The organism is Micromonospora sp. NPDC047753 (assembly GCF_040642735.1).
Taxonomy (GTDB): domain Bacteria; phylum Actinomycetota; class Actinomycetes; order Mycobacteriales; family Micromonosporaceae; genus Micromonospora.
The window spans coordinates 1-8072 of record NZ_JBEYSL010000314.1 but is presented as its reverse complement, the minus strand read 5'-3'; the positions used below and the strand labels follow the sequence as shown (position 1 = coordinate 8072).

9 protein-coding genes and 1 pseudogene are annotated in these 8072 nt (G+C 70.2%); 4 read left to right on the top strand and 6 right to left on the bottom strand.

Translation table 11 applies throughout. From position 1 onward, the window contains the following. Nucleotides 1-96: 96 nt before the first annotated feature. Nucleotides 97-1263, bottom strand: a pseudogene (locus tag ABZ749_RS23495) (Clp protease N-terminal domain-containing protein); the annotation flags it as partial. An 85-nt stretch (nt 1264-1348) separates the two neighbouring features. Continuing rightward, nucleotides 1349-1993, bottom strand: a complete 645-nt coding sequence (locus ABZ749_RS23490) for a helix-turn-helix domain-containing protein (RefSeq protein WP_357231148.1) — start codon at nt 1991-1993, stop codon at nt 1349-1351. A gap of 86 nt (nt 1994-2079) precedes the next feature. Here ABZ749_RS23490 and ABZ749_RS23485 point away from each other — a divergent pair, with 86 nt between their 5' ends. The 3 genes from ABZ749_RS23485 (at nt 2080) to ABZ749_RS23475 (ending at nt 5111) form a co-directional block, all read left to right on the top strand. Next, nucleotides 2080-3216, top strand: coding sequence for an epoxide hydrolase (locus ABZ749_RS23485; protein WP_357231145.1), 1137 nt, complete (start codon nt 2080-2082; stop codon nt 3214-3216). A gap of 174 nt (nt 3217-3390) precedes the next feature. Next, nucleotides 3391-3891: a TrkA C-terminal domain-containing protein gene (locus ABZ749_RS23480; protein ID WP_124815967.1), complete on the top strand. Its 501-nt coding sequence runs from the start codon at nt 3391-3393 to the stop codon at nt 3889-3891. Between the two features lie 5 nt (nt 3892-3896). Then, a complete protein-coding gene (locus ABZ749_RS23475) occupies nt 3897-5111 on the top strand; it encodes a cation:proton antiporter (protein WP_357231141.1) in 1215 nt (404 codons plus the stop codon). On the opposite strand, the gene ABZ749_RS23470 is transcribed toward ABZ749_RS23475, so the two are convergent. Beyond that, a complete protein-coding gene (locus ABZ749_RS23470) occupies nt 5100-5558 on the bottom strand; it encodes a GNAT family N-acetyltransferase (protein WP_357231138.1) in 459 nt (152 codons plus the stop codon). The genes ABZ749_RS23475 and ABZ749_RS23470 overlap by 12 nt on opposite strands. Before the next feature lie 172 nt (nt 5559-5730). Between ABZ749_RS23470 and ABZ749_RS23465 the strand changes: the two genes are divergently transcribed. Further along, on the top strand, nt 5731-6162 hold the full coding sequence (locus ABZ749_RS23465; protein ID WP_355004660.1) for a hypothetical protein: 432 nt from the start codon (nt 5731-5733) through the stop codon (nt 6160-6162). A gap of 204 nt (nt 6163-6366) precedes the next feature. On the opposite strand, the gene ABZ749_RS23460 is transcribed toward ABZ749_RS23465, so the two are convergent. The 3 genes from ABZ749_RS23460 to ABZ749_RS23450 all read right to left on the bottom strand — a co-directional run. After that, nucleotides 6367-6561 (bottom strand): hypothetical protein, encoded by a 195-nt coding sequence (locus ABZ749_RS23460; protein ID WP_357231135.1) that lies wholly within the window; start codon nt 6559-6561, stop codon nt 6367-6369. 137 nt (nt 6562-6698) lie between these two features. Further along, the gene (locus ABZ749_RS23455; RefSeq protein ID WP_030332087.1) at nt 6699-7139 is read right to left on the bottom strand and encodes a helix-turn-helix transcriptional regulator; all 441 of its coding nucleotides are present in this window, start codon (nt 7137-7139) and stop codon (nt 6699-6701) included. A gap of 30 nt (nt 7140-7169) precedes the next feature. Then, nucleotides 7170-8072: DnaJ C-terminal domain-containing protein (locus tag ABZ749_RS23450; RefSeq protein ID WP_357231132.1), on the bottom strand; the 903-nt coding region annotated here is incomplete at its 5' end.

The window sequence follows — 8072 nt, the reverse complement described above, 5'->3', positions numbered from 1 at the left end:
GGATCATCGCCCGGCTGGCCAAGTACAGGTGTTCGTCGTTATCGACGGTCACGCACCGCACCGGAACGCTGGGGACCGGCCGGACGTCGACGATGCCGGCAGGAACCGGTCGGTGATGTAACGGTCGGACAGCGTCGCGGCAGCCACCAGCGCGGCGTCGGTGATCCGTACGCCGTGGTGCACCTCGTAGCGCTCCTTGAGCCCACGCAGGATGCCGATGGTGTCCTCGATGGTCGGCTCACCGACCAGCACCGGCTGGAAACGGCGCTCCAGCGCCGGGTCCTTCTCGATGTGCTCGCGGTACTCGTCGAGCGTGGTGGCGCCCACCATCCGCAGCTCACCACGGGCCAGCATCGGCTTGAGCATGTTGCCGGCGTCCATCGAGCCCTCGCCCTTGCCGGCGCCGACGACAGTGTGCAGTTCGTCGAGGAACGTGATGACCTGCCCGTTGGAGTTCTTGATCTCCTCCAGGACGGACTTCAGTCGCTCCTCGAACTGGCCACGGTACTGCGCGCCGGCGACCATCGCGCCGAGGTCCAGCGAGATCAGCTTCTTGTCGCGGAGTGACTCGGGCACGTCGCCGGTGACGATCCGCTGGGCCAGGCCCTCGACGATCGCGGTCTTGCCGACGCCGGGCTCGCCGATCAGCACCGGGTTGTTCTTGGTACGCCGGGACAGCACCTGGATGACCCGACGGATCTCGGAGTCCCGGCCGATGACCGGGTCGATCTTGCCGTCGCGGGCGCTGGCGGTGAGGTCGACGCCGTACTTGGTCAGGGCCTGGTAGGTCTGCTCCGGGTCGGCGGTGGTGACCCGACGGTCCCCACCGCGCACGGTCGGGAAGGCGGCGACCAGGGCCTCCTCGGTGGCACCGACGGTCTTCAGCGCGCCGGACACCGCCCCGCCCACCCGGGCCAGGCCGGCGAGCAGGTGCTCGGTGGACGTGTACTCGTCGCCCAGCGGCCGGGCGATCTGCTCGGCGGCGCCGATGGCGTTGACGAACTCCCGAGCCAACGTCGGCTCGGCGATGCTGGAGCCGCGGGCGGCCGGCAGGTTGTCGACCGCGCGCTGGGCGGCCTGGCGCAGCTCGGTCGGGTCGGCCCCGACGGCGCGCAGCAGCCCGGTGGCGGTCGAGCCGTCGGTGTCCAGGAGTGACAGGAGCAGGTGCCAGGGCTCCACCGTGGCGTGGCCACGCTGGTTGGCCAGTGCCACAGCGCCCGTGATGGTTTCGCGGCTCTTGGTGGTGAGTCTTTCGGTGTTCATGGGCTCCCCCGGATCGGCGTTGTCCACTGGGTTGGACACAACCAGAGTTGAGCGTATTCCGCTCAACCTTAGCGCGTGACGCCCATCACTCCCGGCGTCGCCACCGCCAGTCGAACTCCCCGGCCGCCGGGGCCGGGCCGGGCAGCGGGCCCTCGTCCGGCACCGACGACAGGCCCGCCACCAGGACCGCGAGCTGGCGACGGCGCAGCTGGCGGGTCCGCTCCGGATCGGGTACGCGGACCGCGGCGCACGCCTCCAACAACAACCCCAGATCGTGGACGACCGCGTCGGGGCGCAGCCGCCCGCTCGCGTGGGCCCGGTCGACCAGCGCGGTGGCCAACTCACCGGCGCGCACCGCGTCCCGACCCATCTCCTCGGTCGGGGTGAAGGTGCCGGCCAGGTGGACGGTGAGCGAGTGCACGTCGGCGTCGACCACCCGGGCCAGGAAACCGGTGAACGCGGCCCAGTCGTCCGGCTCGGCGAGGGCGGTCTCCGCCTCCGCGACGTACCGGCGCAGCCCGTCGTGGCAGAGCTGGCGCAGCAGGTCCTCCTTGCCCGCGTACCGCCGGTAGAGGGCGCTGATGCCGACGCCGGCGCGCTCGGCGACGGCGGCGATCGGGGCCTTCGGGTCGTCGAGGAAGACGGCGCGGGCGGCTTCGAGGATGACCTCGTCGTTGCGGGCGGCCTGGGCGCGGCGACCGCCGAGGGTCTTGCCGGACGTCGTTGACATGGGTTCAGACTAACAGTGGAACGGATCGTTCCGCTCTGCTATGGTGATTGCAGAACGAAACATTCCGTTCCAAAAGGAGTTCCGGCATGAGTGACACAGCTGTCCACCCGTTCCGCGCCGAGATCCCGCAAACCGCCCTCGACGACCTGGCCGCCCGGCTGGACCGCACCCTCTGGCCCGTCGAACTGCCCGGCGCGGGTGACTCGTACGGGGTGAGCAACGACCGGGTGCGGGCCCTCGTCGACAGGTGGCGGGGCGGGTTCGACTGGCGCGCCGTCGAGGCCCGCCTGAACGCTCACCCGCAGTTCGTCACCGAGATCGACGGCGAGCGGATCCACTTCCTGCACGTCCGGTCGTCCCGGCCCGACGCCACCGCGCTGGTGCTCACCCACGGCTGGCCCGGCTCGGTGCTGGAATACCTCGACGTGATCGCCCCGCTCACCGAGCCGACCGACCCGGACGCGCCGGCCTTCCACGTGGTCGTCCCGTCGTTGCCCGGCTTCGGCTTCTCCGGCCCGACCCGCAGCGCCGGCTGGAACCGGTTCCGCATCGCCCGCGCCTGGGCCGAGCTGATGAACCGCCTGGGGTACGACAGCTACGGCGCGGTCGGCAACGACGCCGGCTCGATGATCGCGCCGGAGTTGGGCCGGACCGACCGGGAGCACGTGCTCGGCGTACACGTCACCCAGCTCTTCTCGTTCCCCTCGGGCGACCCGGCCGAGTTCGCCGGGCTCTCCGAGGCGGACCAGGCGGCGCTCGGCCACCTCCAGTGGTTCTACGAGAACAAGTTCTCCTTCAACCAGGTGCACAGTCAGCAGCCGCAGACCCTGGCGTTCGGGTTGGCCGACTCGCCGGTGGGGCTGCTCGCCTGGAACGCCCAACTCTTCGACGAGAGCCTGGACGCCGACTTCATCCTGGCCAACGTGGCGCTCTACTGGTTCACCGGCACGGCGGCCTCGGCGATGCGGCTCTACTGGGAGGACGCGCACGCCGGCGAGCCGCCGACCGAGCCGACCACCGCCCCGACCGCGCTGGCCATGTTCCCCGGGGACTTCCAGTCCATCCGCCCGTTCGCCGACCGGGACCACTCGAACATCGTCCGGTGGACGGCGTACGACACCGACATCGAGGGCCGGGGCGACGTCGGCGGTCACTACGCGGCCCACCAGGCCCCCGAGGTGCTGGTCACCGACATCCGCGAGTTCTTCGCCAGCCTCCGCTGACCGCCAGCGCTTGATCGACTCGGGTTCCTTGAAGTCGGGGTGTCCGGACCACCAGGACACCGCGACTTCAGGAAAGCCGAGTCGATCACGCCCGATGAGCTGCGCAGGGCCTGGTCTGACGACCGGTGGCCGTCCAAGATCTGCGGATTGTTCATCAAGCGGTAGCCTTGGCTGGTGCGAGTACGTGTCGAGCAGACCGCCCTACCCGGGATCGGGGTACGTCACGATCTGGTGACGGAGTCCGGACGCCGCCTGGGCGTCGTCTCCCATCGCAATGGCCGGCGTGATCTCGTTCTCTACGATCCCGACGACCCCGATGCCTGCCAGGCGGACATTCCGCTCACGGACGACGAGGCTGAGGCTCTGGCCGACATCCTCGGCGCGTCGCTGATGCTCGGTCAGCTCTCCGGGCTCCGCGAGCAGGCCGCCGGTCTGCTCACCGAGCAGATCGCCATCACGGCCGGCTCTCCGTACGTCAACCGGAAGCTCGGCGACACCAAGGCGCGTACCCGCACCAGCGCCTCCATCGTGGCGGTGCTGCGCGAAGGCGAAGTGATCGTCTCGCCACTCCCCTCCTTCCGCTTCGCAGCCGGCGACGTGGTGGTCGTCGTCGGGACCCGCAGAGGTCTCGACGGTGTGTCCGCCATCCTCGCCGACAGTGACCCGGACGGCTGAGGCGGATGCACGATTTCACCACGCTGCTCATCGAAGTCGGTGCGCTGCTGTTGCTGCTTGGCCTCCTCGGCCGGCTGAGCCGGCGCTTCGGCCTCTCGCCCATTCCCCTCTACCTGCTCGCCGGGCTCGCGTTCGGGCACGGCGGGCTACTTCCGCTCGCCGCCAGCGAGGAGTTCTTCGCGGTCGGCGCCGAGATCGGCGTCATCCTGCTGCTGGTGATGCTCGGCCTGGAGTACTCGGCCAACGAACTGGTCGGCAACCTCCGCTCGGCAGCCCCGGCCGGGCTGATCGACGGCGTGTTCAACGCGCTGCCCGGCGCGGCCTTCGCCCTGCTGCTCGGCTGGGACTGGGTCGCCGCCCTGGTGCTCGGCGGCATCACCTGGGTCTCCTCCTCCGGGGTGATCGCCAAGGTCCTCGCCGACCTGGGCCGGCTCGGTAACCGGGAAACCCCGGTGATCCTCTCGGTGCTTGTCATCGAGGACCTGGCGATGGCGCTCTACCTGCCGCTCGTCACCGCCGTACTGGCCGGCACCGGCCTGCTCGGCGGCGGGATCGCGCTCACCGTCGCGGTGGGCACTGTGCTGATCGTGCTGGTGGTCGCCATCCGGTACGGCCACCTGATCTCGTCCGCCCTGTCGGCGAAGGACCCCGAGGCGCTGCTGCTCGGCGTACTCGGTCTGACGTTGCTGATCGCTGGCATCGCCGCGTCGCTCCAGGTGTCGGCGGCGGTCGGCGCGTTCCTCGTCGGCATCGCGCTCTCCGGCCCGGTGGCGCACCACGCCACCGAGTTGCTCTCGCCCCTGCGGGACCTGTTCGCCGCGGTGTTCTTCGTCTTCTTCGGCCTGACCACCGACCCGCAGGACATTCCGCCGGTGCTGCTGCCGGCGCTCGCGCTGGCCGTGATCACCATGGCGACGAAGACGGCCACCGGTTACCTCGCCGCCCGTCGGGTCGGCATCGCCGAACCCGGTCGATGGCGGACCGGTCTGGCACTCGTACCCCGAGGTGAGTTCTCCATCGTCATCGCCGGTCTCGCGGTGGCCGCCGGGAGCGTCGAGCCGCGGTTGGCAGCGCTGGCCGCGACGTACGTCCTGATCACCGTGGTGACCGGGCCGATCCTGGCCCGGCTGCCGGACTTCCCGTGGTTCAAGCGGTGGCTGCGCAACCGCGCGGCGGCGCAGCGGCGGGGGCAGGCCCCGGTCATCGACTCACTGCACTGAGGTCCACCTGAACGCCGCGGCCGCGTGGGTCGCACCCTCGCGAAGGTAGAAGCGGTGCGCCTCGGTCCGGGCGAGGCCGGACTCCAGGAAGACGTAGTCGGCACCGTGTTCGTGCGCCCATGCCCTGGCCGCCGTCAGGAGGCTGGAGCCGACACCCCGGGAGCGCCACTCAGGGTGCACAGCGAGGTCCTCGATCGAAGCCCGACGGCCGAAGCGCACCGAGAGGATGTCCACGTAGACGCTGGCCACACCGACCACCTGACCTTCACCCGATCGCGCCGCGAAGAGTGCGACGTCTTCGTGGGCGAGCAATTGCGCGGTCCGCTCGACGGCACGATCCCGGTCCCAATCCCCGGGACGGCCACCGGGAGGGGCGAAAAGCCACTCCAGCCCCGTGACGAACTCGGCCTCGGCGCCTCGCTGTAACTGTCGTACGTGGATGGTCATGGGGACATCATCGGCTGTGTCATCGATGCAACCGACCCGCCCGTGCCAACGGTTGCGGAATTGCTCCTCGCGGGTACTACCGCAGCACCCGACGGCGGGTTACCGTTTCGCCCCAGCAGCCAGGGTCCGCAGGCAGCGTTGCCAAACGCGGGCGAGAGCGGAAGGTCAGCCGGTGAGCGTGCAGGAGTCGACGTTCCACGGCTTTGCCAACCCCGTCGATCCGACTCCGGCGGAGTTGCGAGCTTGGGCGTACAAGCCCGATTCAGTGCCGTTGGCGTCGATGCCACCGGACTGGGACCTGCTGGTCTCCGGCGACCGGCTGGTGTTGACACTCTTCGAGTTAGCGATGGATTCAACCTGCCCGGCCCGACGGTTCGCGCTGCACTGCCTCTACATCTACGCGGCCGACGGCATCCGGACGAACTTCCGCGCCCATCCCAAGCGCCGCTTCCGCAAGCTCGTCGAACAGGCCGAGCGTGACGGCGACGAGCTGATGAAGGTCTGGGCGCACAACGGCCGGGTGCTGTTGGCCAGACCGGACCTCTTCGTCTACCGAGACTGGTGCGAGGGCGGCCTGGTCCGCGAGAACCGCCGCCTCGGCTGAACTACCGGATTCGCGCCGTTTCTTTCGCCGATCTTGCACTTTCTGTTCCGACCTATTGCGCGAAGCTAGACATTCCGTCATCCCAAACTGCAAGATCGCGGAATTGCGCGCGGGGCGCGGGGGCGCGGGGGCGCGGGGCGTGGTGTGTGGCGTGCGTGCGGGCCGGGACCCCCCGTGGGTCCCGGCCCGTACGTTGGTTACCGGTCAGTCCTGCTTGCGGTCCGTTTCGGCTTGGCCCTGTTCGCCGGTGTGGTCGCCGTTTTCGGCGAACCGGCCCGCGATGATCCGGTCCCGGTAGGTCCCCTCGGTCACCTTGTCGAACTTCTTGCGGACGGTTTCGGCCAGGTTCTCCAACCGGTCCTCGGTCTGCTGGGCCACCTTCTTCGCCTGTTCCGCCATCGCTCCCCCTCGCCATGCCGGTAGGTCCAGATTAAGCCGATTGGACCCTTATCGACAGGCTAACCGAAGCGGCCCGGACCGCGCCGGGAATCCGGCGCGGTCCGGGCCGAGAAGACAGATCCGGGGTGAGCGGCAGCTCAGCGATCGGGTGTACGGCGGGGGCGCCACACCACCAGGGCGGTGGACGTGCGGTTCGTCGGCACCAGATCCCGGCCCGGGAAGCGGGCCAGCGACTCCAGCTCCGCCACCCGGCGGTACGCGGCGTCCAGCTCAGCCTCCAGCCGGGCCACCCGCTGCTGCGCCTGCTCCAGCAGCCGCTCCAGCCCGATGATCCGCTTGACGCCGGCCAGGTTGATCCCGTCGTCCTGACTGAGCCGCTGCACCTCGCGCAACAGCACGACGTCGCGGACGCTGTAGCGACGCCCGCCACCAGCAGCTCGGCCGGGCTGCACGAGCCCCAGTCGGTCGTACTGGCGCAGGGTCTGCGGATGCATCCCCGCCATCCGAGCCGCCACCGAGATCATCAACACCTTGGCCTCGTAGGCAGGGTCGCCCGAACCGAGGAACTCGCCCGACATCCCGCTCACCTCCGCGTCCGTTCCACCGGACTAACTGACTCGACGCACCCGCGCGTCGAGATGTTCCCGGGCCGCCGGCGGGGTCTGCTCGGCGAACGACTCCAGCGCCGTGCGCGCCTCGTCGGACAACCGGGCCGGCACCACCACATCCAGCGTGACCAGCAGGTCACCGGCCTGCCCGTCGCGGCGGACCACACCCTTGCCCCGGGCCCGCAGCACCCGACCGCTCGGCGTCCCCGGCGGCACCCGCAGGGTCACCGCCCCGTCGAGCGTGGGCACCCGCAGGTCCGTGCCGAGCACGGCCTCCGCGAAGGTGACCGGCACGGTCAGCGTCAGGTCGTCCCCGGTACGCCCGAACAGCTCGTCCGGCCGAACCTTGACCTGTACGAAGAGGTCACCCGCCGGGCCACCGCGCTCGCCCGGCTCACCGCGCCCGGCCAGCCGGATGCGTTGACCGTCGGCCACACCGGCGGGGAAGCGCACGTTCATGGTGCGGGTCTTTGTGACACCGCCGCTGCCGTGGCACTCCGGGCACTTCTCCTCGACCACCGTGCCGACGCCCTGGCAGTTGCGGCACGGCTCGGAAAAGCTGAACGACCCCTGGTCCCGGGTGGTCACGCCGGCACCATGACAGACCGGGCAGGTACGCGGCTGGGTGCCGGGTTTCGCCCCGTTGCCGTGGCAGGTGTCGCAGACTCCCGGCGCGCGCAACGTCAGGGGCAGCGTCACCCCGCGCACGGCGTCGCCGAAGTCCAGCGCCACCTCGGTCTCCACGTTTCGACCACGGGCCGGACCGCGTGGCGCGGCCTGCCCACCGGCCTGACCTCCGCTGAAGATCGCGGCGGCCACCTCACCTGGTACGCCGAAATCGACCGACACGCCCGCACCGTCTGCGAGCACCAGTGGCCCACTGTGCACAACCTCGGCGACATC